This is a genomic window from Mesorhizobium sp. LCM 4577 (genome assembly GCF_001854795.2).
Classification (GTDB): domain Bacteria; phylum Pseudomonadota; class Alphaproteobacteria; order Rhizobiales; family Rhizobiaceae; genus Mesorhizobium; species Mesorhizobium plurifarium.
Genome location: NZ_MDDU01000053.1, coordinates 133,863 through 157,807 on the forward strand (window position 1 = coordinate 133,863; position 23,945 = coordinate 157,807).

At 65.3% G+C, this 23,945-nt stretch carries 19 protein-coding genes and 1 pseudogene; 9 read left to right on the plus strand and 11 right to left on the minus strand.

Annotated features, from left to right (window positions below; genetic code table 11):
- Positions 1 to 15: 15 nt before the first annotated feature.
- A complete protein-coding gene (locus LCM4577_RS29570; protein ID WP_071074459.1) occupies positions 16 to 1,029 on the plus strand; it encodes a substrate-binding domain-containing protein in 1,014 nt (337 codons plus the stop codon).
- An 11-nt stretch (positions 1,030 to 1,040) separates the two neighbouring features.
- Positions 1,041 to 1,346, plus strand: a pseudogene (locus LCM4577_RS29575) (Lrp/AsnC family transcriptional regulator); the annotation flags it as partial.
- 224 nt (positions 1,347 to 1,570) lie between these two features.
- Here LCM4577_RS29575 and LCM4577_RS29580 read toward each other — a convergent pair.
- The 4 genes from LCM4577_RS29580 to LCM4577_RS29595 are packed head-to-tail and all read right to left on the minus strand — an operon-like array spanning position 1,571 to position 5,804.
- A complete protein-coding gene (locus tag LCM4577_RS29580; protein ID WP_071030656.1) occupies positions 1,571 to 2,221 on the minus strand; it encodes a glutathione S-transferase family protein in 651 nt (216 codons plus the stop codon).
- 9 nt (positions 2,222 to 2,230) lie between these two features.
- Positions 2,231 to 3,997 (minus strand): Rieske 2Fe-2S domain-containing protein, encoded by a 1,767-nt coding sequence (locus LCM4577_RS29585; protein ID WP_071074460.1) that lies wholly within the window; start codon positions 3,995 to 3,997, stop codon positions 2,231 to 2,233.
- Positions 3,998 to 4,021: 24 nt separating this feature from the next.
- Entirely contained in the window at positions 4,022 to 4,912 is an 891-nt protein-coding gene (locus tag LCM4577_RS29590; RefSeq protein WP_244508462.1) for an aromatic ring-hydroxylating dioxygenase subunit alpha, read from the minus strand.
- 34 nt (positions 4,913 to 4,946) lie between these two features.
- Positions 4,947 to 5,804 (minus strand): aromatic ring-hydroxylating dioxygenase subunit alpha, encoded by an 858-nt coding sequence (locus tag LCM4577_RS29595; protein WP_071030659.1) that lies wholly within the window; start codon positions 5,802 to 5,804, stop codon positions 4,947 to 4,949.
- A gap of 251 nt (positions 5,805 to 6,055) precedes the next feature.
- On the opposite strand from LCM4577_RS29595, the gene LCM4577_RS29600 reads away from it, so the two are divergent.
- From LCM4577_RS29600 to LCM4577_RS29630, 7 genes are all read left to right on the plus strand, one after another.
- On the plus strand, positions 6,056 to 6,892 hold the full coding sequence (locus LCM4577_RS29600; RefSeq protein WP_071074462.1) for a GntR family transcriptional regulator: 837 nt from the start codon (positions 6,056 to 6,058) through the stop codon (positions 6,890 to 6,892).
- Complete coding sequence (locus tag LCM4577_RS29605) at positions 6,889 to 7,983, plus strand: BMP family ABC transporter substrate-binding protein (RefSeq protein ID WP_071030661.1); 1,095 nt, start codon at positions 6,889 to 6,891, stop codon at positions 7,981 to 7,983. The genes LCM4577_RS29600 and LCM4577_RS29605 overlap by 4 nt, the downstream gene beginning before the upstream one ends.
- A gap of 94 nt (positions 7,984 to 8,077) precedes the next feature.
- On the plus strand, positions 8,078 to 9,619 hold the full coding sequence (locus LCM4577_RS29610) for an ABC transporter ATP-binding protein (protein ID WP_071074463.1): 1,542 nt from the start codon (positions 8,078 to 8,080) through the stop codon (positions 9,617 to 9,619).
- A complete protein-coding gene (locus LCM4577_RS29615; protein WP_116390209.1) occupies positions 9,603 to 10,697 on the plus strand; it encodes an ABC transporter permease in 1,095 nt (364 codons plus the stop codon). Before LCM4577_RS29610 ends, LCM4577_RS29615 begins: the two co-directional genes overlap by 17 nt.
- A 13-nt stretch (positions 10,698 to 10,710) precedes the next feature.
- On the plus strand, positions 10,711 to 11,631 hold the full coding sequence (locus LCM4577_RS29620) for an ABC transporter permease (RefSeq protein ID WP_071030664.1): 921 nt from the start codon (positions 10,711 to 10,713) through the stop codon (positions 11,629 to 11,631).
- A gap of 248 nt (positions 11,632 to 11,879) precedes the next feature.
- Positions 11,880 to 13,982, plus strand: a complete 2,103-nt coding sequence (locus tag LCM4577_RS29625) for an FAD-dependent oxidoreductase (RefSeq protein WP_071074465.1) — start codon at positions 11,880 to 11,882, stop codon at positions 13,980 to 13,982.
- Between the two features lie 68 nt (positions 13,983 to 14,050).
- Positions 14,051 to 15,589: a trimethylamine methyltransferase family protein gene (locus LCM4577_RS29630; RefSeq protein ID WP_071074466.1), complete on the plus strand. Its 1,539-nt coding sequence runs from the start codon at positions 14,051 to 14,053 to the stop codon at positions 15,587 to 15,589.
- Position 15,590: 1 nt separating this feature from the next.
- Here the strand turns inward: LCM4577_RS29630 and LCM4577_RS29635 are convergent, their stop codons facing one another.
- From LCM4577_RS29635 to LCM4577_RS29665, 7 genes are read right to left on the minus strand one after another with little or no spacing between them, the layout of a single operon-like run.
- The gene (locus tag LCM4577_RS29635) at positions 15,591 to 16,268 is read right to left on the minus strand and encodes a TetR/AcrR family transcriptional regulator (protein WP_071030667.1); all 678 of its coding nucleotides are present in this window, start codon (positions 16,266 to 16,268) and stop codon (positions 15,591 to 15,593) included.
- 38 nt (positions 16,269 to 16,306) lie between these two features.
- Positions 16,307 to 17,854: an ABC transporter substrate-binding protein gene (locus LCM4577_RS29640; RefSeq protein ID WP_244508463.1), complete on the minus strand. Its 1,548-nt coding sequence runs from the start codon at positions 17,852 to 17,854 to the stop codon at positions 16,307 to 16,309.
- A 16-nt stretch (positions 17,855 to 17,870) separates the two neighbouring features.
- Positions 17,871 to 18,899 (minus strand): ABC transporter ATP-binding protein, encoded by a 1,029-nt coding sequence (locus LCM4577_RS29645; protein WP_071074468.1) that lies wholly within the window; start codon positions 18,897 to 18,899, stop codon positions 17,871 to 17,873.
- A complete protein-coding gene (locus tag LCM4577_RS29650) occupies positions 18,896 to 19,861 on the minus strand; it encodes an ABC transporter ATP-binding protein (RefSeq protein WP_071074469.1) in 966 nt (321 codons plus the stop codon). Before LCM4577_RS29650 ends, LCM4577_RS29645 begins: the two co-directional genes overlap by 4 nt.
- On the minus strand, positions 19,858 to 20,745 hold the full coding sequence (locus LCM4577_RS29655; RefSeq protein ID WP_071074470.1) for an ABC transporter permease: 888 nt from the start codon (positions 20,743 to 20,745) through the stop codon (positions 19,858 to 19,860). Before LCM4577_RS29655 ends, LCM4577_RS29650 begins: the two co-directional genes overlap by 4 nt.
- A complete protein-coding gene (locus LCM4577_RS29660) occupies positions 20,729 to 21,679 on the minus strand; it encodes an ABC transporter permease (RefSeq protein ID WP_040985708.1) in 951 nt (316 codons plus the stop codon). Before LCM4577_RS29660 ends, LCM4577_RS29655 begins: the two co-directional genes overlap by 17 nt.
- A 13-nt stretch (positions 21,680 to 21,692) precedes the next feature.
- Entirely contained in the window at positions 21,693 to 23,702 is a 2,010-nt protein-coding gene (locus LCM4577_RS29665) for a CocE/NonD family hydrolase (protein ID WP_071074471.1), read from the minus strand.
- Between the last annotated feature and the right edge of the window lie 243 nt (positions 23,703 to 23,945).

Below are 23,945 nucleotides of genomic sequence, written 5' to 3' on the forward strand. Positions count from 1 at the left end.
GGGGAGGATTGAGGAATGGCGATCACCGGGCTAGGGCCGCATGGCGAACGAGCGGTTCCCGCCGATCAGGTCGGGCTGTCGGGTGCCGACGCCGATGCCGCGCGCAAACGCAACTTTTCAGTGGCCGTCGTTCTTCACACCACGGTGAGCGACTGGGCCAAGGAGGAACTCGCCGGCATTGTCGCCACTCTTGGCCGCTACGGCGCGGCGGTCGTCGAGGTCATCGACTGCGCCTTCGATGTCGACAGGCAGGTCGCCGAACTGCAACGGCTCGCCACCGAACCGGTGGACGCCGTCATTTCCATTCCGATCGGCAGCGCCAGGGCTGCCGATGCCCATCGCGCGATAGCGGCGGCGGGAAAGAAGCTTCTGCTGCTCGACAATGCGCCGACCGGCATGCTGCCGGGCAAGGATTACGTCAGCGTCATTTCCACCGACAATTTCGGCCTCGGACAGATTGGAGCGGAGCTGCTCGCAGAGCACGTGGCCCCGGGCGGCACGATTGGCGTTCTTGCCTATGGGGTGGACTTCTTTGCCACGCATGAGCGCGAGATCGCTTTCCGCAAATGGATGGCCAGCCATCGGCCGGATCTGTCCCTGGTGCGCGGCAAGTTCGCCGATGTGACGCAGGCCAAGGCCGCGACCGCCGGCCTGCTGCAGGGAAATCCCGATCTGGCCGGCCTGTTCGCTGTGTGGGACGTGCCGGCGGCCGGCGCCATCGCCGCGATCCGCGATGCGGGAAAGACGATCCCGATCACCACCGTCGACCTTGGCAATGACGTGGCGGCGGACCTGGCTGCCGGTGGCCTGATCAAGGGCATCGCCGCGCAGCTGCCATACGACCAGGGCGTCGCGGTTGGCATCGCGACGATCCTCGGTCTTCTCGAGCGGCAACCGCCACCCTGGATCGCCCTGCCTGGACTTGGCGTCACTGCCAGCAACGTGGTGGAGGCCTATCAGGTCGTCTGGCGCGCACCGGCCCCTGCCGCCTTGCTCAGAGCCCGCAAACCGCGAAAGACCATGCCTTGACGGCAAGATGATACACCGCGGTCATCGACCAGGATCAGGTCGACCTGCCGATTTCTGTCTTCGCCTCGATCAAGCTGGAACGCCAGCGAGAGGAGGAGCTGGAACGCTTCAACGCCGCCATTTCCCGCTGGCCGGAAGTCGTCGACTGCTATCTGATGACCGGACAGCGCGATTATCTGCTGCGCATCGTGGTGCGCGACCTGCATGCCTATGATCGCTTCCTGAAGGAAAAGTTGACCCGCCTTGACGGCGTCGCATCGATCGAATCGAGCTTTGCGCTCTCGCAGATCAAGAGATCGAACCAACTGCCGATATGAGGTATCCGCCCCCGGGGGCGTCAGGCCGGTATCAATCCTGCAAATTGGACCATCGACCGCCCGCGGGCCATCCATGACGGTGCCTATCACCCGGCCGTTTTCGATGAACGGCGCGCAGCGCTCTTCCCCGTCTTCGCTTCAGGCGGCGACGGCAACGGCGGCAGTTTTCATTTTCCCTCTCGCGATTTGACTGGCTTGAGCGAATGCCGGCCCGTGACTGAAACTTATGCCGCGGCTCTGGCGGGCCCGGCCGGAAACACGCCCGACATGACGATGAAACCCTTGATGCGCTTCACGCGATCGCACCAGCGGCGGATCGCCGGATAATCCTGGCGCGAAATACCGCCTTCCTCGGACAGCATGATGTAGGGGAAGCAGGCAATGTCGGCGATCGTCGGCTGCGAGGCCGAGCAGATCCATTGACGGCCCTCCTGCTCGACGAACCAGAGGTGCTCGTCGAGAATGCGGAACAGCCGATGCGCGCCGGCGCGGGCGGCATCGATGTCGAAATCATAGAACAGCGCATCGTGCAGGCGGGCGGCCGAGGCGGTCCCGGTGATGCCGTCGGCAAAGGCCAGCCACTGGCTGATCTCGCCGAGCAGGGCCGGGTTCTCCCGGGGGTACCATGTGCCGGACGGATCGTATTTCGATGCGAGGTAGACCAGGATCGCCTGGGCGTCGCGCAGGACCAGCCCGTCATCGTCGATCACAGGCAGCTGTCCCAGTGGATTGAGCTTCAGGAACCATTCCGACTTGTGCTCGCGTCCAGGATAGAAGTCGACCGGCACGGTCTTGTGGTCGATGCCGAGGATGCTCATCAGCAGCCGCAGTTTGTAGCAATTGCCGGACAGCTCGTAGTCGTAAAGCGTGATCATCGGCGGCTCCTAGATGTCGAGCACGAGACGCGCGGATTTGGCGCGCGAGACACAGGTCATGATCTTCGTTCCAGCTTTGCGCTCGGCGTCGTTGAGATAGACATCCTGGTGATCGGGCTCGCCTTCGATCACGGTCGCGACGCAGGTGCCGCAGGCGCCCTGCTCGCAGGACGACGGCACGTCGATGCCGCTCTCGCGCATGACCTGCAGGATCGTCTTGCCGGCCGGCACCTGCAGCGTGACGCAGGATCTTGCCAGCGCCACCTCGAAGCTCGAGCTGTCGTCGATCTTGTTGGTGTTCTTGAAATATTCGAAATGTACGGCGCCGTCCGGCCAGCCCTGCTCGGCCGCGATCCCGCGTGCCGCCTCGAGCATCGGGCCGGGACCGCAGATGTAGAGATGCATGCCGTTCCGGTATTCGGCCAGCACACGGCGCAGCTCGGCGCCGGTCGCGTCCGGCGACAGGCCGAGATGCGGCTTCAGCGCGTCGCCGAGCCCGGCCAGCCGATCAGCGAAGGCGAGATGCTGCTCACCTTGCGCGAAATAATGCAGCTCGTGCGTCAGCTCCTGGTTCTTCAGCGCCTGCGCCATGGCAAGCAGCGGCGTGATGCCGATGCCGCCGGYGACGAAGATCGTCTTGATGGCGTCGCGGCGCAGCGGAAAATTGTTGCGCGGTTCCGAGATCGCCAGCACATCGCCTTCGCGCACCGTCTCGTGCATGCATTTCGAGCCGCCCTTCGAGTCCGGCTCCAGCTTGACGCCGATGACGAAGCTGTCGGTCTCACCCGGCCCGTTGGTGATGGAATATTGGCGGATCTCGCCGTTCGGCATGTGAATGTCGATATGCGCACCGGGCTGGAAGGTCGGCAGGATGCCCTTGACCGGCCGCAGTTCGAAGCCAGCGATGCCATCAGCGGCCTGCCACTTCCTGGCCACCGTGACGCGCAGCGCCGCCTTGCGACCGTGCGCGGTCAGTTCCGGCATTTCGGCAAGCTCGGCCGATACCCTTTCATAGACCGGTTCGATCGGCGCTGGCGCGGGTGCATCCGCCACCTCGCGCTCGACCTCGTCACGCAGTTTTGAAAGCCGTTCGTTGTGGTGACGCAGGACGGCGATGCGGGCAGCCCCTTCGGCGTCGCGGTCGAGCACGCCGCGAATGACCGAACGGTTGGAGTCGACCGGTTGGACGAAAAAGACGCCAAGCGTCTCGGCGGTGCCGTCACGCGAGCGCAGCGCAACAGCGAAACCCTGGGACGCTTCAACTCTGATTTCGGCGCCGTCTCCGCCCATCGCCCCATCGGGCTGAAAGCGATAATTCTTCAGCGCCTCGGCAACCTTGTCGGCCGGCGCGTTGACCGGAATGCCGCGCAAGGCGAGCAGCTTGCGCTCGGCAAAACCGGCGACATCCGGCACCTCGCCCAAGGCGTCTTCCGAGGACCAGATCAGGCCGTAGCGCTCGACCGCCGGATAGGTACGGTTGGTGATGGTGCGGGCCGGCGCGTCGGCCGGATGCGCGGGGATGTAGGTGCAGCCAGCCGTGCGGTTCGCATAGCGCCAGCCATGATATTGGCACTTCAGCTCGCGGCCGTCATTGATGCCGATCGACAGCCTCACGCCGCGATGCAGGCAACGGTTCTCCCATATGTTGACGTAGCCGTCATCGGCCCGCCAGACCGCGAACTCGCGGCCGAGCAACTGGCCATGGAACACATGGCGGAACGGTAGGTCATGGGCAGCGGCGATCGGATGCCACTGGCTTCTGGCTGCTTCCAGCATTCGTCGTCTCCAAAAATGTTCTGGTCAGGCCGCGGCCGGAATGACCCCGTAGGTCACGCCTTTCTGGCTGAGCCAGCGCCGGTAGGCGATCGCCGATTTGTCGGCGCGGATCGGCGTCTCGGCGCGCGGATCGAGCGGCAGACGCTTCGGCACCTGGTTCTCCAGGATCGGCTTGTCCTGGCCGAAGATGGTCTGCTGAAAGCGCTTGATCACCTTGTCTTCGCTGTTCTCGTCGAGCACGCAAAGCAGCATATGCGCGCGCACATGCTCCTGGTCGACCGGCTGCAGGAAGATGGCGATCACGTCGCGCCGCGCCTCATAGACCGGGCTCGATTTATACAACACCGAGCAATAGGGATGCGGCACGCGGTAGACATAGTCGACATCGGCGCCGCCCTCCGAGGCGGTCGAAGCCATCGGCTGGAAGAAGCGGCAGCGCGTGGCGAGAATCTCGTCGCGCTCGACCGAGATCTCGACATCGTATTCCTTGACCTCGGTGTGCGGTTCGGCGCCGAGGATGTCGGTATGCACGTAAGGGAAATGGCCCATGTCGAGAAAATTCTCGATGGCGCGCGGCGCCGAGACATTCACGCCAAAGGTCGCGGCATTGAGCCGGCGCCGGTCTGGCTCGGCATATTCCGGGATCGGGAAGAGGTCGGCCGGCGGCGAGCCCAGCGAGGTCCAGACATAACCATAGGCGCTTTTGGCCGGCAGCCGGTCGGCGGCCGCGACCTGGTCGGCGCGGCGCAGATCCGGCCGCGGGCGCCAGACGACCGGTTCACCATCCGCGCCGACCGAAAAGCTGAGGCGCTCCTCGAGCAGCACCGTCTGCTGGACGGCGCCGGGGACAGTCTCGGCGATTGCGCCCACCGGATGCCAGAGATTGAGGACCACGGAATCCGTGCATTTGGTCATAACGTCATTCCTTTGCATGCCGCGGACATCGTGATCAGACCTGCGCCGGTATGGCGCCGTAGGTGACGGCGCGGTCGCGCAGCCAGCGCCGGTAGGAGACCGAGACGGCATCGGCGCGGATCGGCGTTTCGGCACGCGGATCGAGCGGCAGTCGCTTCGGGACCTGGTTCTCCAGGATCGGCTTGTCCTGCGCGAAGATCAATTGCATGAAGCTGCGCACCGTCGCCGCCTCCATGCCATCCTTGAGGTAGCAGAGATAGGGATGCGCGATGCAGTTCTCTTCATCGACGGGTTGCACGAAGAGCGTGATGACGTCGAGCCGGTGCTTCTGGATCGGATTGCTCTTGTAGAGCGCCACCGTGTAGGGCCGGATCACCTTGTAGATGTAATCGACGACGAAGCCTTCCCTGGCGGTGGGCGAGGCGATCGGCTGGTAGAACTTGCACTCCGTCGCCAGCACCTCGTCCTCGGCGGTGATCTCGACATTGTAGGGCGCCACCTCGGTGTGCGGCTCCTCGCCCAGCCAGCCGGTGTGCACGAAGGGGAAGTGCCCCATGCCGAGGAAATTCTCGACGGCTCGCAAGCCGGAAACCTTGACCGCGATGGACCCGCCGCTGACGAGATGACGATCCGCTTCGTTTGCCTCGGGAATGAAGACGATGTCGCGCCGCGGCGTTCCGAGGCAGGTCCAGATGAAGCCGTAGCGCTCGGCCGATTTCAGCGCGACGTCTGTATCGTCGCGAATGACCTCGAAGCTCCCCGCGCGCTCGCGGACGATCAGGCCGACGCCGAGCAGGCGTGTTGGAAACGGCTTATCCTGGGAGAGCGATTCCCGGTCGGCGACGATGTGCCAGTCGTTCAGAAGCTCGCGGTCGACGCAGCGGGTAGCCATCGGCACCCCTCTCAACTCGGCTAGCCCTTCACCATGAACCTAGCCCGGCGTTTCGACAAAACGAAAACACAAGATTGGATATCAATCAACGATTTTTTGTCAGCCAAAACTCATTTTTGTGTTGACAGGTTTCAATGATTGACTTCCCGTGTATGAAGTTCTGAATCTGGGATATGCCGTGTCCTGACGGCGCATGTCTTCGCTACGGAAAGCCTGCTGATCATGCCCTCAAATCCGCGGAGAACCGCGCCTTGAGCAGCCGTTCCCAGACGATAGCGGATATCCTGACGCGCGCGATCATCGACCATCGGCTGGTGCCCGGCTGCAAGCTCGGCGAGCGCGAGCTTTCCGAGATTTTCGACGTCAGCCGCATCGTCGTGCGCCAGGCGCTGATACGGCTCGCCGATGACGGGCTGGCGCAGATCGAGCGCAATCGCGGCGCCTTCGTCGCCAAGCCGAGCATGCAGGAGGCGATGGAGATCTACGACGCGCTGACGCTTGTCGAACAGGGCGTCGCCGCGCAGCTCAGCGATCGCCTCGGCCCCGCCGGATGGGCGGAGCTGCGCCAGCATGTCGAACGCCAGCGCCAGGCCGTCGCCTCAGGCAACGACGCGCTGGCCGACGTGCTCGGCCAGGAGTTCCACACCGTCTTCGTGCGCTTGAGCCGCAACAAGGTGATGCAGGAAATCCATGCGCAGCTCGTGCGCCGCACCACGCTGCTGCGCTCGCTGATCACCGCCGATTTCGACTATTGCAATCTGCTCGACGACCATTCGCGCGTCGTCGACCTTCTCGAAAAGGGCCGGCTGAAACAGGCCATGGACCTCATCGACACGCATCACCGCGCGGTGGTGCGCGGCTACATCATGGATCGCGAAGTCTACGCCGAAATGACGCCGGCCGAGGCGCTGGCGCCCTATCTCGACGGCAAGGCCGACGGCGCGGCGCCGATCGCGCCGCGAAAACCGGCAAAATCATCCGGGAATGGCGATGGCACGGCGCATGTGCATGTCCATCTCCCCAAGCAAGATCCGGCACCGAAAAGCCGGGCATCGGCCAAAAAAACCAACAGAGGGCTACCAGCATGAACGACCTGACAAGACGCGGATTCCTGAAATACAGCGGCGCGCTCGGCGCGGCACTGGGCACCGGAGGACTGAGCACCATCGCCAGGGCCGACGACGTGCTCAAGGTCGGCGTCGTCTATGTCTCGCCGATCGCCGAGATCGGCTGGACCAAGCAGCACAGCCTCGGCGTCGAGGCGATCAAATCCGCGTTCGGCGACAAGGCAAAGCTTACCGTCATCGACAACATCTTCATGCCGCAGGATGCCGAGCGCGTTTTCCGCGAGCTCGCCAGCGCCGGCAATCAGTTGATCTTCGGCACCAGCTTCTCGCACGGCACGCCGATGCAGAAGGTGGCGCCGCGCTTCCCCAAGATCGCGTTCGAGCATTGCTCGGGCATCGTCCATCTCGCCAATCTCGGCACCTTCGAAGCGAAGTACTATGAAGGCACTTTCGTCGCCGGCGCGGCCGGCGGCCATATGTCGAAGTCGGGCAAGATCGGCTTCATCGGCGGCTTCCCGATCCCCGACATCGTCGGCCCTGCCAACGCGCTGCTGCTCGGCGCGCAGAGCGTCAATTCGAACGCCACCTGCAACGCCATCTTCCTCAATTCCTGGTTCGATCCGGGCAAGGAGAAGGAAGCCGCCAAGACGCTGCTTTCGCAAGGCTGCGACGTGATCTGCTCGATGACGGATACGGCGACCGGCGTGCAGGTCGCCGGCGAAGGCGGCGCCTGGTCGATCGGCTACGCCAGCGACATGTCGAAATTCGCCTCAGGCAAGCAGCTGACCTCCTTCGTGCTCGACTGGACCAGCGACTATGTCGGCGCCGCCAAGGCCGTCGCGGCCGGAACCTGGAAGCCGGAAGTGCGCTGGGACGGACTGGCCGCGGGCGTGGTCAAGATGGCGCCCTACAATGACGGCATCCCGGCCGACGCCAAGGCCAAGCTGAAGCAGCTCGAGGCCGATATCGGCAGCGGCAAGGTGCATCCCTATGCCGGCGAGCTGAAGGACCAGGACGGCAATGTCAAGGTCGCGGCCGGATCGGTGCTTCCCGACGACGGCATTCGCGGCATGAACTGGTTCGTCAAGGGAATGATCGGCAAGCTGAGCTGATCAACCGCGAAGAAGCGGGGAAACGCCGAGGCCATCTTCGGCGTCTCCCCGCCGGTTCCCGTCCAACCCCGCATCACGCCCGGCAGGACCCGCCATGCATCCGCGACTAGAATTGCGCAACATCTCCAAGCGCTATCCAGGCGTCGTCGCCAATGACGACGTCTCGCTGACGATCCAGCCCGGCGAGATCCATGCCGTCCTTGGCGAGAACGGCGCCGGCAAGTCGACCCTGATGAAGATCATCTACGGCGCGGCGCAGGCCGATTCCGGCGAAATCTTTTGCGACGGCAATCTGATCGCCGCGCACAATCCGGCAATGTCGCGCGCGCTCGGCATCGAGATGGTCTACCAGCATTTCGCGCTGTTCGAATCTGTTTCGGTGGTCGAGAACATCGCGCTTTCGGCAAGCGGCGCCTTCAATTTGCCTTCGCTGGCCGAAAAGATCCGCGAACTTTCGCTGCGCTACGGCATGCCGATCGACCCGCACCGCCAGGTGCACGACCTTTCGGTCGGCGAGCGCCAGCGCGTCGAGATCGTGCGCTGCCTCTTGCAGGCGCCAAAGCTCCTGATCCTCGACGAGCCGACCTCGGTGCTGACGCCGCAGGCCGTGGTCAAGCTGTTCGACACCCTTCGCCAGCTGGCCGCCGAAGGCTGCTCGATCGTCTATATCAGCCACAAGCTCGGCGAGGTGCAGGAGCTCTGCGACACCGCCACGGTGCTGCGCAACGGCAAGGTCACCGGCACGGCGCGGCCGAAGGAAACCACCTCGCTCGAGCTCGCCCGCATGATGGTGGGCTCCAGGCTGCCGGAAATGCATGTCAGCCCGGCAGCGCCGAGCGAGAAGCCTGTGCTCGAAGTCAGAAATCTTTCGGCCAAGGCAAGGGACCATTTCGGCGTCGACCTGGAGGATGTCTCCTTCAACGTCCATGGCGGCGAGATCGTCGGCCTTGCAGGCGTCTCCGGCAATGGCCAGGCCGAGCTCATCGCCCTGCTCAGCGGCGAGCGCCGGCACGCACAAGGCGACGCGATCAAAATCAATGGAACGGCGGCAGCCGCCTTGCGGCCCGACGAGCGCCGCAGGCTCGGCCTCGCCTTCGTTCCGGAAGAGCGGCTCGGGCGAGGCGCGGTGCCGTCGCACACGCTGTGGGAAAACGCGGTGCTGACGGCCCATCGCTTCGGCACGGTCCGCAAGGGCCTCGTCGACCGGCGCAGGGCCTCCGCCTTCGCCACCGGCATCATCGACCGGTTCAAGGTCAAGGCCAACGGCCCGGATGCCACGGCGCAGAGCCTGTCGGGCGGCAATCTGCAGAAATTCATCGTCGGGCGCGAGATCGCGCTGGCGCCGAAGCTGCTTCTCGTCTCGCAGCCGACCTGGGGCGTCGATGTCGGGGCGAGCGCGTTCATCCGCCAGACCATCGTCGATCTCAGCCGCGCCGGCACGGCGGTGTTCGTCGTCTCGGAAGAGCTCGACGAGCTGTTCGAGATCTGCGACCGGCTGCTGGTGATCTGCAAGGGTCGCGTGTCGCCGCCGCTGGTCCGCACAAGCACGGACCGCGAGGAGATCGGGCTCTTGATGACCGGCCGGACGATGGGCAAGGACCAGACGGGGGGCAGCAGCGTTGCATTTCAGGATTGAACAACGGCCGGAGCCTTCGGCCGTGATGCGTATCGCGGCGCCGGTGCTGGCTTGCGTGCTGACGCTGATCGTCGGCTCGCTCTTCTTCGCTTCGCTCGGCCACGATCCGTTGCCGACGCTCTACGCCTTCTTCATCGAGCCGCTGAGCTCGATGAACGGCCTGTCGGAATGGCTGCTGAAAGCCTCGCCGCTGATCCTCATCGCCTGCGGGCTGGCGATCGGCTTCCGCGCCAATGTCTGGAACATCGGCGCCGAGGGCCAGTTCACCATGGGCGCAATTGCCGCCAGCGGCGTCGGCCTGTTCTGGCCGAACCCGGAGAGCGCGCTGCTCCTGCCGCTGATGTTCCTGGCCGGGATGGCCGCCGGCATGGCCTGGGCGGCGATCCCCGCCTTCCTGCGCTCGCGCATGAACACGAACGAGATTCTGGTCACGCTGATGATGACCTATATCGCGACGCTGTTCCTGTCCTATCTCGTGCATGGACCGTGGCGCGATCCGGCCGGCTTCAACTATCCGCAGACGGCGTTGCTGCCGGCGGCGGCGATGTTCCAATCCTTCGACCCCGCCTACCGGCTGAATTCCTCGATCTTCATCACCGTGGTCGCCGTGCTTTTGATGTGGCTGTTCACGGACCGCAGTTTCCTCGGCTACAAGATGTCGGTGAGCGGCGCCRCACCGCTCGCCGCCCGCTATGCCGGTTTTCGCGACTCGGCCGCCGTCTGGATCGGGCTGCTGGCCGGCGGGGCCRCTGCGGGGATCGCCGGCATGGCGGAAGCGGCCGGACCGCTCGGCCAGCTCTCGCCGCAGATTTCTCCCGGCTACGGATTTGCCGCCATCATCGTCGCCTTCATCGGACGGCTGAACGCCTTCGGCATCGTGCTTGGCGGGCTRCTGATGTCGCTGCTTTTCCTCGGCGGCGAGGGCGTGCAGATGACGCTCGCGCTGCCCTCGGCGCTGACGCGCATCTTCCAGGGCATCCTGCTGTTCTTCCTGCTCGCCGCCGACTTCTTCATCTTTTATCGCATTCGCCTGGTGCGGCCGGCCAAGGACGCGCATGCGCTCGAGACGGCACGGTAGTGGGAGACAATCGATGGAACTGTTCATCGCCATCTTCACCGGCACCATCATCGCCGCCACGCCGCTGATCTTCGCGGCGCTCGGCGAGCTGGTGGTCGAGAAATCCGGCGTGCTCAATCTCGGCATCGAAGGCATGATGCTGATGGGCGCCGCCCTTGCCTTCTGGGCGGTCACCGCCGGCTACTCGATGCCGGTCGCGATCCTCGCCGGAGCGTTGGCCGGCGCCGCCGCCTCGTTACTGTTCGGCGTGCTGGCGCTCACCTTCCTCACCAACCAGTATGCCGCCGGCCTGGCGCTGGCGATCTTCGGTTCAGGCGTCTCCGCCTTCCTGGGGCGCGGCTTCGGCAGCGAGCCGATCGAAGCGCTGCACCGCGTCCGCATTCCGGTCCTCTCCGACCTGCCGGTGCTCGGCCCGCTCATCTTCCGCTTCGATCCGCTGGTCTATCTGGCGCTCTTGATGTTCGTAGCGATCAGCTGGTTCCTTTATCGCACCAAGGCGGGCCTCATCCTGCGCACGATCGGGGAATCGCCGCAGACCTCGCATGCCATCGGCTATCCTGTGATCCGGATCCGCTACATGGCGGTGCTCTTCGGCGGCCTGATGGCCGGCCTCGCCGGCGCCTATCTGTCGGTCGCCTACACGCCGCTCTGGGTCGAGAACATGACCGCGGGCAAAGGTTGGATCGCGCTGGCGCTGGTGGTGTTCGCCACATGGCGGCCGCTGCGCGTCCTGCTCGGCGCCTGGCTGTTCGGCGGCATGACGATTCTGCAATTGCAGGGACAGGCGCTGGGCCTTCAGGTTCCCTCCGAGCTGCTGTCGGCCCTGCCCTATCTGGCGACAATCGTGGTGCTGGTGCTGATCTCGCGCAACCGCCAGATGCTTGCCCTGCACTTCCCCGCGTCGCTGGCAAAGCCGTTCCGGCCGGCGAGCTAGAGCATTTCACCGTTTCAAGGAAACGGCGAACCGCTCTATCCCTTTGTTTTTACGCAATTCCGGACGGAAAAACCGCTCACACTTTTCCTGGAATTGCTCTAGCCGGGTCCAGTACGGCCGGCCGATTTTCGTTGTCGAAAGCCCGCAGTGCGAGCTCGTAGCACCGGGCTCGCGTTGACCATTGCGTTCCAGAACGATCTCGATTACGTTGTTGAACGATCGTTCAACAGTGCATTCGAGACGCCGCGATGCCGTGCAATCCTCGCTACGAAATCCTGTTCGAGCCGGTAAGAATGGGGCCCGTCACCGCGCCGAACCGCTTCTATCAGGTGCCGCATGCCAGCGGGATGACCAATGCGCTGCCGCGCGTTCGCGCGGCGTTCCGCGAAGCCAAGGCCGAAGGCGGATGGGGCGTGATCTGCACGGGGGCTTGCTCGATCGATCCGACTTCGGACGATGCGCCGCTGCCTTTCGCGACGCTGTGGGACGAGAACGACATCCGCGCTCACGCGCTGATGACGGAAGCCGTGCACCGCCATGGATCTCTTGCCGGCGTCGAGCTGTGGCATGGCGGCGCTTCGGTGATGAACCGGACAAGCCGCCTGCCGCCGCTGTCGCCATCCGGTATTCCGTGGATGGCCACGCATGTCGGCTTCATGGGCAATCTGAAACCGAAGACGATGGACAAAGCCGATATCCGCGAGGTGCTGAGATGCCAGGCCGAAGCGGCGCGCAAGGCGCGCACGGCCGGCTTCGATATCGTCTACGTCTATGCCGGGATGGGCTATCTCGGCTACGAGTTCCTGCTGCCGGAATACAATCATCGCGCCGACGAATATGGCGGCTCGATCGGGAATCGTGTCCGCTTCGTGCGCGAGATGATCGAGGTGACGAAGGATGCGGTGGGCAAGGATTGCGGAGTCGCGCTCCGTGTCAGCCTCGAGGAACTGCGCGGCCGACCCGGGCGCAACCAGCCCTCGGAAGCCCATGAGTTGATCGAACTGCTGGCCGACCTGCCCGACCTGTTCGACGTCAAGATGGACTCAAGCCCCACGGATTGCTCGGCGTCGCGCTTCACCGGCGAAGGCAGCCACGAGCCGGTGATCGATTTCGTCAAGTCGCTGACGAAGAAGCCGGTCGTCGGCGTCGGGCGCTTCACCTCGCCGGACACGATGGTGTCGCAGATCCGGCGCGGCGTGCTCGACCTCGTCGGCGGCGCGCGGCCGTCGATCGCCGATCCCTTCCTGCCGGCCAAAATCCGCGAGGGCCGCGAGACCGAGATCCGCGAATGCATCGGCTGCAACATCTGCATTTCGAGCTGGCATGACGGCGTGCCGGTGCGTTGCACCCAAAACCCGACCGCCGGCGAGGAATGGCGGCGCGGCTGGCACCCCGAGCGCGCCGGGCGCGCCGACAGGCCCGAACGCATCCTCATTGTCGGCGGCGGACCGGCCGGGCTCGAATGCGCCATGACCCTCGGCCGTCGCGGCCATGAGGTGATGCTGGCCGACGCCAGCCGCGGCTTCGGCGGGCGGCTGACCTTCGAGAAGACACTGCCAGGGTTGTCGGCCTGGAATCGTGTCGTCGAGTACCGCCTCGGCCGCATCGGCGAGATGAGCAATGTCTCGCTCTATCCTGAAAGCACGCTCGGCGCCGACGAGATCATCGACCTGGCGCCGGAGCGCGTGGTGCTGGCGACCGGCGCGCGCTGGACGAACATGCTCTATTCCTCGCTGGAGATCCCCGTCGGCCGGCTCAACCATGCGGATGTGCTCACACCCGACGACATCGCCGCCGGCAAGCTCCCTCAAGGGCCGGCGCTGGTCTTCGATTTCGACAACTACTACATGGGCGGCGTCCTCACCGAGCACCTGGCCGCCCAAGGCATCCCGATCAGCTATGCGACACCGGCCGGCCATGCGTCGGCATGGACGATCATGACCAACGAGCTGCCGCTGGTGCATCGGGCGCTGGCGCGCCGCAACGTGCCGGTGAGAACGCTGCATCTGCTGAAATCCTTCGACGGCGAGACCGCGACGCTGGCGCATCTGTTCACCGGCGAGGAAACCCGCATGGCCTGCCGCTCGGTGCTGGTCGTCGGATTGCGGTTGCCGCGAAACGAGTTGTTCGAAGCGCTGACAGAAAAGGCGGACATGCTCGCCGCGGCGGGCATTCGGGGCGTCGATCGCATCGGCGACACGCTGGCGCCCGGCGCCATTGCCCATGCGGTGCATAGCGGCCACAAGCTGGCGCGCGAAATCGGCGCGGAGCTTCGCTGGCGGCCTTACCGCCGCGACACGCCGGTCGTCGATGCGGCGGCGGATTTCGAGATGCGGACGGCAGCCGAATAGAGCAATTCCAGGAAAGGTGTGAACGGGTTCCGTTCGGAATTGCGTCAAACAAGGAGGTCCAGAGAGCCATGGAGCGTATCGCCGCACGTCGCAGGCCCGGTCGTCCGCAGCGCGAGGTCGGCGGCATCGCGCAGCGGCCCTGGAAGCGGCTGACGCGGCCCTACGCGCCGATCGAGGTCCTGTCGGCCGACCAGGTGCAGGCGATCCACGAAATGGGCCTCACCATCCTCGAGGAGATCGGCATGCGCGTGCTGCAGCCACGGGCGCGCCAGCTCTATCGTGCCGCCGGCTGCACCGTCGACGAAGGCGAGATGCGGGTGCGCTTCGACCGCGCCATGGTGATGGAGCGCGTCGCCATGGCGCCGTCGTCATTCGAGCTGCGCGCCCGTAACCCTCAGAAGAACGTCAAGGTCGGCGGGCGGCATTGCATCCTGTCGTCGGTCGGCGGGCCGGCCTATGTCATGGACAATGACCGCGGCCGCCGCCCCGGCACCTATGCCGAGATGTGCGACTACCTGAAGCTCATCCAGTCGTTCAACGTGCTGCACCAGGAAGGCGGCGGACCGTTCGAACCGCTCGACCTGCATCAGAACACCCGCCATCTCGACCTCTACTATGCCGAGATCACCCTGCTCGACAAGAACTGGCAGCCGCAGGCGCTTGGTCACGGCCGCGCCATCGACGCGCTGGAAATGGTGGCGATCTCGCTCGGCACGATGCGCGAAAACCTGGCGCGGGAGATGCCGGTGTTCACCGGCATCATCAACACCAATTCACCGCTGCAGCTCGACGAGCCGATGGCCGAGGGGCTCATCGCGCTGGCCGAGCACGGCCAGGTCAACGTCATCACGCCGTTCACGCTGGCCGGGGCGATGAGCCCGGTGACGCTTGCCGGCGCGCTGTCGCAGCAGCATGCCGAGGCGCTGGCCGGCATCGTGCTGACGCAGATCGTGCGCCCCGGGGTGCCGGTGATGTATGGCGGCTTCACCTCAAATGTCGACATGAAGACCGGGGCGCCGGCCTTCGGCACGCCGGAATACACCCAGGCCGCGCAGATCACGGGACAGCTTTGCCGGCTGATCGGCGTGCCGTTCCGCTCCAGCAACGTCACCGCCGCCAACGCGGTCGACGCGCAGGCCGCCTATGAGAGCGCGATGTCCCTGTGGGGCTGCCTGATGGGCGGCGCCAATCTTGTGCTGCACGCGGCAGGCTGGCTCGGCGGCGGGCTGACCGCATCGTTCGAGAAGCTGGTGATCGATGCCGAGATGCTGCAGATGATGTCGGCCTATTTCGATCCGCCGGTGGTCGACATCGACACGCTGGCGCTGGACGCGGTGCGCGAGGTCGGCCCGGCCGGGCATTTCTTCGGCGCCGCGCATACCATGCAGCGCTACGAGCGCGCCTTCTATTCACCGCTGGTGTCCAACTGGGACAACTACGATACCTGGATGGAACGCGGCCAGATCACCGCGCGTGAACGGGCCAACGTGATCTGGAAACGCATGGTCGCCGAATATGAGCGGCCGCCGATCGACCCCGGCATCGACGAGGCCCTGCGCGACTATATGGAGCGCCGCAAGCGAGAGGGCGGATCGCCGCTGAACTGAGTCAGGCGTTCCGCAAAGGCCCGACCTGCGCCTCGAGCATCTCGAAGCCGGCGGCCTCGGCCGCCTGCGGCGTCACCACGCTTTCGTCGAGACACCATTCGAGCCAGAGCCCGTCGACCAGCGCGATGAAATTGCGCGCCAGCGCGGGAGCATCGACCTGCCTTCGGCGCTCGACGGCAACCGCCGCGATGTCCTCGGCAAGTTCCGCGCGGTAGGCGTCGTACAGCTCGCGATGCGCCGCCTTGAGCCGCGGGTTGACGGCGATCTCACCCCACAAGGACAGCCAGATTAGCAGGTTCTCGCGGCTGAAATATTCCGGCGCGAAATTGGACCGCACCAGGGCGGCCAGCGCGGCCTCGGGAGGCCAGCCGGACGCCTCGGCGCGGCGGCGCTTGGCCTCGTCGATCTGGTTGTTGACGCTTGCATAGAGCGAGGACTTGTAGACCTCGACCAGCAGCCCATCTAGGCTTTCGAAGTGATGGTTGATGAGGCCGCGCGAGACGCCGGCCTCCTTGCAGATGCGATCTATGGTGAAGGCGCCGATGCCGCCGACGGACAGGCATCGCGTCGCCGCCTCGATCAGCATGGAGCGGCGCACATCGGCCTGCTCGCGGCTGAAGCGCGGCGCCTTCTTCGCGCCACGCTTCGTTTTTGCAGCTTCCGGTTGGGCTTGCGTCATGCAACCCAGCTAATCGATTGCGCCCGTCCTGTCCATGATCACGCCGTCTTCTTGAACAGCACAGGGTTGGGATGACCGTCCGGATAGATGACGGGTTCGAACGCGGTCTTGTGAATGGCGRCCAGCGGCTGGTGACAGATGAAGACGAATCCACCGGACTGCTCCATCAGATCCTCCATGCGGTTGGACAAGGCGATGCGCTTGGCCTCGTCGCTTTCGGCAACCAGCTGCTGGTAGCCGGTCTCGAACTCGGGACTGTCGAAGCCGGACCAGTTGTAGGCGCCGATCTGGTCGGGGCGGAACCAGACCAGGTTCTCGGACGGATCGACGCCGCCCGCGAAATCCATCAGCGCCAGATCAATGTTCTTGTAGCCGTCGCCCTGCGTCTTGTCGCCGACGCCCCAGAAGGCGGCTTCGTCGTAGGGCTGGATCTCGACCTTGATGCCGGCCTGCTCGAGGCTGGCCTGGATGATCTGCGCGGTCGCGGTGCGGATGGAGTCGTTCATCACCGTCAACGTCAACGACAAGTCGCTGACGCCTGCCTCGGCGAGCAGCGCGGCGGACTTCTCATAATCGGGCGCCGCGATCAGATTGCTCGGGCGCGCGAATTTCGTGCCGGGCTGGACGACGCCGGTGGAGCGCTTGGTGAGGTCGTCATAGACGCCGGTCAGGATCTGCCCGACGTCGACGCCGTACTGCACGGCTTGCCGCACCTTCAGATCCTTGAGGCGCGGGCTCAGCATGTTGATCGTCAGCCAGACATAGCGGGTTGACTGCGCCTCGATGAGGCTGGTGTTGGCGGGCGGTTTGGCCTTCACGGCCTTGGTCGCCGAAATGGCAATCTTGGTGTAGTCGAAGGCATCGGCCTCGTAGGCCAATTGCGCCGCCTGATCGTCGGCGACGACATAGATCTCGACCTTGCCGAAATCCGGCTTCGGTCCCGGCCAGTCCGGATTTGCGGTCAGCGTCACCTTCTGCTTTTGCTGCCAGTCCGAGAAGAGATAAGGGCCGCAGGTCGCAGGCGGCTCAGTGGTGAATTTGCCGCCGGCCTTCTCTGTGCCGGCGCGGCAGATGATGTGGCCGCCATAGTAAGGCAGGCTGGTGACGAAGATCGGCTGGTACGGATCCTTGAGATGGATGATGCCGGACCTGGCGTCGACGACCTCGACCCGGTCCAGCTTTTCGAACTGATAAGCCCAGGGCGACGACAGCTTCGGATCGGCTATGCGCTCGTAGGAGAATTTCACGTCTTCGGCGGTGACCGGGCCAAGACCGTTCGACCATTTCAGCCCATCGATCAGGGTGAAGGCGATGGTTTTCGGATCCTTCAGCTCGAGTTTCTCCGCGCCCCAGAGCGACCATGGCGAACCTTGCCTGAGGTCGCCGAGGCGGTTCAGCGACACATAGATGCCGCGCATCATGACGTCTTCGATGCCGCCGATCATGAAGGCGGGGTCAAGCGTCTGCAGATCGCCTTCCATGCGGATGCGCAGCGTGTCGCCTGCCGCCGACCAGGCAAAGCCCGGTTTCATCGCCAGGCCGGCGCCCAGCACGCCGGCGGCTTTCAGGAATGCACGTCTGTCCATGGTCCATTTCGTCATCTCAGTTTCCCCTTTGGTTTGCGGAAGCGCGTGAGACGGCTTCCCGTTCTTGCCCGCCGGTCTGCAGCGGGAAATGGCAGCGCACCATGCGGCCGGCGCCCGTCGGCCGGTAGACCGGCGCCTCGGTCTTGCAGCGGGATTGCACGAGCGGGCAGCGCGTGTGGAACTCGCAGCCGGAAGGCCGCCGGAAGACGCTTGGAATTTCGCCGGTGACGGCAGGCTTGTGGCTGCGCCGGCGCGGATCTGGGATCGGCTCGGACCGGATCAATGTCGCGGTGTAGGGATGCAGCGGGGCTGAGAACACCTCTTGCGTCGGTCCCGTCTCGACCAGCCGGCCGAGATACATGATGGCGAGCCGGTCGCTGACATGGCGGATCATCGCCAGATTGTGGGTGACGATCATGGCCGCGAAGCCGAGCTCGCGCTTGAGCTCGCCGATCAGGTTGAGCACATCGCCCTGCACCGAGACATCGAGCCCGGCAGTCGGCTCGTCGGCAAGCAGCAGATGCGGTTTCATCGCAAGCGCCCGCGCCACGCCGACGCGACGCGCCTGCCCGCCCGACAGTTCATGCGGAAAGCGGTCGACGAAGGAGGCGGRCAAGCCGACCAGCGCCAGCAGCGCCTTCGCCGCCGCGCGCCGGTCCGGCATCGGCAGCCCCTGGATGACCTGCGGTTCGGTGAGCAGAGTGCCGACACGCAGGCGCGGGCTGAGCGAGGCGACCGGATCCTGGAACATCATCGCCGCGCGGCGGCGCATGGCGCGAAAGTCGGCGGGCGTCTGGACGTCCCTGCCCTCGAAGACGATACGACCGGCCGCAGCCCGGATGAGGCCGAGAATGGTGCGGGCCAGCGTCGTCTTGCCGGAGCCGGATTCGCCGACCAGCCCAAGCGTCTCTGCCGGCATCAGCGACAGCGTGACGCCATCGACGACATTGAAGCCGGGCAGCGGAAACGGATTGATCAGCCGGTCGAGCAAGCTGCTGCGAACAAAACTGACCGACAGGTCCTCGACGGCAAGCAGTGGGCTCATGACGTCACCGCATGGCAGCGGGCGGCATGGCAAGCGGTGAGCTTCACCAGCGGCGGCGCGACGGTCTTGCATGGCGCGAAGCCCCGGCCGCAGCGCGGGGCGTAAACGCATCCCACCGGTGGTTGGGTCAGGCTCGGCAATGCACCTGGAATGGTCGGCAGCCTGTCCAGCCGCTCATGGAAGCGGGCGGGATCGCAGGCAAGCAGCGCCTGGGTGTAGGGATGACGCGGATCGTGGAAGATCGCGTCGACCTCGCCGCCCTCGACCACCTCGCCGGCATACATGACATAGACTCGGTCGCAGAGCTCGGCGATGACGCCGAGATGATGCGAGACGACGATGATGATGCCGTTATAGTCGCGCCTGAGCTCGCGCAGCAGATGGATGATCTGCGCCTCCATGGTGACGTCGAGCGCGGTCGTCGGCTCGTCGGCGATGAGCAGGCCGGGATCGGTCAGCAGCGCGGCCGCAATCGCCACGCGCTGGCGCATGCCGCCGGAAAGCTCGTGCGGATAACTCCGCATGCGCCGTTCGGCATCGGCGATGCCGACGCGACCGAGCATGGCGGCGATACGGGCCCGTTTCTGCGCGCGGCTGAGATCCTTACGGTGGTGCTGGAAGTCGACGAGCTGGTCGCCGATGGTCAGCACCGGGTTGAACGCCGTCATCGGGTCCTGGCCGACCAGCGCGATCTCGTCGCCGCGCAGCAGGCGCTGGCGATGGGCGTCGAGCTTCGCCAGATCGACGCCGTTGTAACGGATCGACCCGTCGATGCGGGCGTTGGCCGGCAAGAGGTTGGCCAGAGCGGTGACCAGCGTGGACTTGCCGCAGCCGCTCTCGCCGACGATGCCGATCACCTCGCCGGGATGCGCTTCGATGTCGACATGGCGAAGGGCGTGCACGCTGCCATGCGGCGTCTCGTAGCGGACGCTGAGACCGCTGGCGGCAAGCGGGCCGCTCATGCCGGCCTCCGCAGCTGCAGGCGCGGGTCGAGATAGTCGCGCAGGCCCTCGCCAAGGAAGGTGAAACCGAGCGTCGCCAGCACCAGCGGCAGGCCGCCGAAGATCACCATGAAGGGGGCCGAGCGGATGCTGGTGTAGCCGTCATAGAGGATCGAGCCCCAGGACGGCGTCGGCGGGCGCACGCCGAGGCCGAGGAAGCTCAAGCCGGCCTCGACCATGATGACGACCGGAATATCCATCGACAGAAGGATGATCAGCGGACCGACGACATTGGGCAGGAGGTGGATGAAGATGATGCGTGCCGCACTCGCGTCGAGCAGCCGCTCGGCGAGGATGTAGTCGCTGTTCTTCAGCGCCAGCGTCTGGGCCCGGATCAGCCGCGCGTAACTTGGGAACGACGTAGCGGCGATGACGATGATCAGCGTCCCGGTGCCGGCGCCAAGCACGGTGATGATGGCAAGCGCGAACATGATCATCGGCAGCGAATTCATGCTGTCGAAAGCGAGCACCAGGATGGCGTCGAGCCAGCGCGGACCGTAGCCGGCGATGAGGCCGAGCAGCAGCCCGATGGCGCCGGCCATGGCCACCGAGACCATGGCGATGGTGAGCGCCGTGCGCGCGCCGTAGATGACGCGCGACAACAGATCGCGGCCGAGATGATCGGTGCCGAACCAGTGCTCCGCCGATGGCGCCTGCAGCTTGTGCAGCACGTCGATCTTGACCGGCGAATAGGGCGCCAGCCAGGGCGCGAAGATCGCGGTGACAAGGAATCCGGCGACCAGGATCAGCGCCACGCGGGTGAAGGGGTCGGCAAGCAATGCGCGAAGCAGGACAAGCCGTTGTCGATCCGGCGTCGATGGAGAGGCCTCAGCCACGGAAGACATCACGAACCCTCGGATCGAGCCGCGCGATGAGAAGATCGGCGGCGATGGTGATGGAGACGTAGATGGCAGTCATGATCAGCACCGTGCCCATGACGACCGGATAGTTGCGTGTGCTGACGGCGTCGGTGATCAGCTTGCCGATGCCGGGCCTGGCGAACACCGCCTCGACGAAGACGGCGCTGGACAGGATGCTGCCGAGGCCGACCGCGACCAGCGAGATGGTCGGGATGATGGCGATCCGCAGCGCATATTTGGAGACGATTTTCCACTCGGGCAGGCCGAAGGAACGCGCGGTGCGGATATGGGGCTCGCCCATCACCTCCATCATCGAGGCGCGCACCATGCGGGCTATGTAGCCGATCCAGCCGAGGGCGATCGCCGCGGCCGGCATGACCAGCGCCCTGGCCTGGCTGAAGAGATCGCCGGCCTCGCCCGCCCCGATGGCCGGCAGCCAGCGCAGCGTGACGGCAAACAGCAGCAGCGAGTAGATGGCGACGACGAAGGACGGCACGGCGATGACACCGACCGAGAGCACGCCGATGGCGGCATCGGCGGTCGTGCCGCGCCGCATCACCGACAGGCAGCCGAGCGGGACGCCGATCAGGAGCGCCACGGCCAGCGCCGTCAGCCCCAGGATAAGCGTGTTCGGCAACGCCTCCATGACCAGTGTGGAAACGGGCCGGTTCGACCAGACATCATAGCCGAGATTGCCGGTCAGCGCGTTGCGGAAGAACTCGACGATCTGCCACCAGACCGGCTGATCGAGCCCCATGCGCTCGATCAGCAGCCGCTTCAGCTCCGGCGTGGCGCGCGGACCGAGCGCCACGGTCGCGGGATCGCCCGGAACCAGGAAGACGGCCGCATACATGGCGACCATGACAAGGACGAGGATCAGGAGACCGAGACCGATGCGCTTCACTGCATATGCAAGCATGGCCTCCTCCCCTTCAGGCGAAATCGCGCCTGATGCGCCGTGTCGCCGAGGCGCTGTGGACGAGCTTGCCCCGTTCCCGGGCTTCAAGACGCCAACTCAGGTCGAAATGCGTTTCATCCGCCGTCAGCTCCGTCACCGCCCTCGCTTCGGTGTCGGCATCGGCGCTGGCAATCGCCCATCGATATTCGGTAACGAGCTTTGCCGAGAGCGGATCGCCGCTGCTGATGCTCATCGTGTCGCTGTTGGCGGAAGACACGGTGATGGCGCGATCGTCGTAGCGCCTGCTTCCATGGTCCGAGGTCAAGGCGATGATCTGCAGGCCCGAGCCGACATCGTCGGTGACTATGCGACGGTCGAAGCCTTCGTCCAGCGTCGTGGTCGGGACCGGCGGCGCGGTTTCGGCCGGCTCGAAACGGACATCGCGGTCGCGCGGCGACGGGGGCCGCACCGGAAGAACCAGCTTGCTGTCGCCGCTCGCGACCGACAGCAGCGAAAGCTTCGGTTGCGGCCACAGGATGGGCCAATGCTGGTTGGCCAGCGCCAGGCGGACGCGGTGCCCCTTGGGTATGGTGCGCGCGAAATCGTTGAGCTTGAGCCTGACGCGGAACGGCGTTCCGACCGGACACGGCGTCGGATGCTCGTGACTGTCGCGATGGCTGAGGTTGAGCACGCCATAGGTCATCAGTGCCGAGGTGCCGTCGGGATAGACATCGCAAAGACGGGCGGCAAGGTTGACATGCGGCTGGTCGACGCTGACGAGAAGATCGAGCTCGGGCGCCCCGAGCAGGGTCAGGTCATGCTCGAGCGGCAAGGTGTCGAAGCACAGCGCCAGACCGTCCTCGCGGCGCTGGTCGATGGGCATGTCGGGACACGAGCCGCCATAGCCGCCCCAGCGGCCGCAGTCGCGGCCGGCGGTCGCCGGAGAACGTACCGACAGCGTGGCGCCCAGCGCGGCTCCGCCGCTTAGTCCGGCGGCGTTCAGATGCAAGACGCGGCGCTCGATGCGCGGTGACGGCCATTGGTCCTCGGCCGCCCAACTGCCGGCATGATCCGGGAGGTAGAAAGGCTGCGGCCGCTCCTCGCCGGTGATCCAGACCCGGTAGAGCGGTTCGTCCATGATGCCTGTGTCTTCCCCGCAAAGCCAATGACGCCACCAGCGCAGCGCTTCCTGCAGGTAGCCGATCAGYGGACCCGGCGCGCCGCGACAGGGATAGGCATGCGACCACGGCCCGACGATGCCGAGCTTCGGCCCCGGCAGATGTTCAAGCAGGCGCGGCACGAAGTTCGAATAGCTGTCTTCCCAGCCGCAGATGGCCATGACCGCGCATTCGATCGCGGCATGATCCTCGCAGACCGAACCCTGCCGCCAGTAGTCGTCGCGGCGCTGGTGGGCGAGCCAGATTTCCGACAGCGAGCGTGTCGCTTCCAGCCGGCTCATCCACATGGCGCGCCAGGCGCCGCCGACGATCTGCGGGTCGGGCGCCATCGCCTTCTTCACCAGCATGAAGTTCGACCACATTTCCTGCTCGGTGAGCAGAGCGCCGCCCATATAGTGGATGTCGTCGGCGTAGCGGTCGTCGGTGGCGCAGTTGGCGATGATGGCCTTCAGCGCCGGCGGCCGGCGCGCCGCGACCTGCAGCGCGTTGAAGCCGCCCCAGGAAATGCCGGTCATGCCGACATTGCCGTTGCACCAGGATTGCGCCGCCAGATGCGCGATGATCTCGCAGGCGTCCTCCTGCTCGCGCGGCAGATATTCGTCGGCCAGATCGCCATCGGAATCGCCGGAACCACGAATGTCTATGCGGGCGCAGGCGATGCCGTGGCCGGCGAGCCARGGGTGGATGTCTATGTCGCGGGCAACGGTGCCGTCGCGGCGCCGATAAGGCACCATTTCGGCCACCACAGGCACCTTGGCGTCGGTGCGCGGGCGCCACACGGTGGCGGCGATTCGCGTGCCGTCTGCCAGCGCGATCCAATATGGATCGACGGTTTCGACGGCAAAGGGAAACTCGGTCCGTACCACGGCGGGTGCTCGTCAATGCCTTGTTGAACGTTCGTACAACAAGAGCATTCCGGATGCAATCCCGTTTGAGTCGTTTGCGATCCAGGGCGCAGAGAAACTGCATTCGGCTGCCCTGACCGCACTCCGCGTTCAGGCGCCTGTGGAGCAACAGATGTCTGCGATGGCAAAGCTGCCATTTAGGATCTTGGCTGCAGAGTAGACTTTGGAATGCGCGCAACCGCTGACGCGGACTGGCCTCGGCAG

Bases quoted from the DNA above. Each gene is read 5' to 3' on its own strand.
- LCM4577_RS29630 (WP_071074466.1), top strand. From the start codon at position 14,051: ATGGAGCGTATCGCCGCACGTCGCAGGCCCGGTCGTCCGCAGCGCGAG.
- LCM4577_RS29610 (WP_071074463.1), top strand. From the start codon at position 8,078: ATGCATCCGCGACTAGAATTGCGCAACATCTCCAAGCGCTATCCAGGC.
- LCM4577_RS29660 (WP_040985708.1), bottom strand. From the start codon at position 21,679: ATGCTTGCATATGCAGTGAAGCGCATCGGTCTCGGTCTCCTGATCCTC.
- LCM4577_RS29590 (WP_244508462.1), bottom strand. From the start codon at position 4,912: ATGACCAAATGCACGGATTCCGTGGTCCTCAATCTCTGGCATCCGGTG.
- LCM4577_RS29570 (WP_071074459.1), top strand. From the start codon at position 16: ATGGCGATCACCGGGCTAGGGCCGCATGGCGAACGAGCGGTTCCCGCC.
- LCM4577_RS29635 (WP_071030667.1), bottom strand. From the start codon at position 16,268: ATGACGCAAGCCCAACCGGAAGCTGCAAAAACGAAGCGTGGCGCGAAG.
- LCM4577_RS29625 (WP_071074465.1), top strand. From the start codon at position 11,880: ATGCCGTGCAATCCTCGCTACGAAATCCTGTTCGAGCCGGTAAGAATG.
- LCM4577_RS29580 (WP_071030656.1), bottom strand. From the start codon at position 2,221: ATGATCACGCTTTACGACTACGAGCTGTCCGGCAATTGCTACAAACTG.
- LCM4577_RS29595 (WP_071030659.1), bottom strand. From the start codon at position 5,804: ATGGCTACCCGCTGCGTCGACCGCGAGCTTCTGAACGACTGGCACATC.
- LCM4577_RS29620 (WP_071030664.1), top strand. From the start codon at position 10,711: ATGGAACTGTTCATCGCCATCTTCACCGGCACCATCATCGCCGCCACG.
- LCM4577_RS29650 (WP_071074469.1), bottom strand. From the start codon at position 19,861: ATGAGCGGCCCGCTTGCCGCCAGCGGTCTCAGCGTCCGCTACGAGACG.
- LCM4577_RS29655 (WP_071074470.1), bottom strand. From the start codon at position 20,745: ATGTCTTCCGTGGCTGAGGCCTCTCCATCGACGCCGGATCGACAACGG.
- LCM4577_RS29605 (WP_071030661.1), top strand. From the start codon at position 6,889: ATGAACGACCTGACAAGACGCGGATTCCTGAAATACAGCGGCGCGCTC.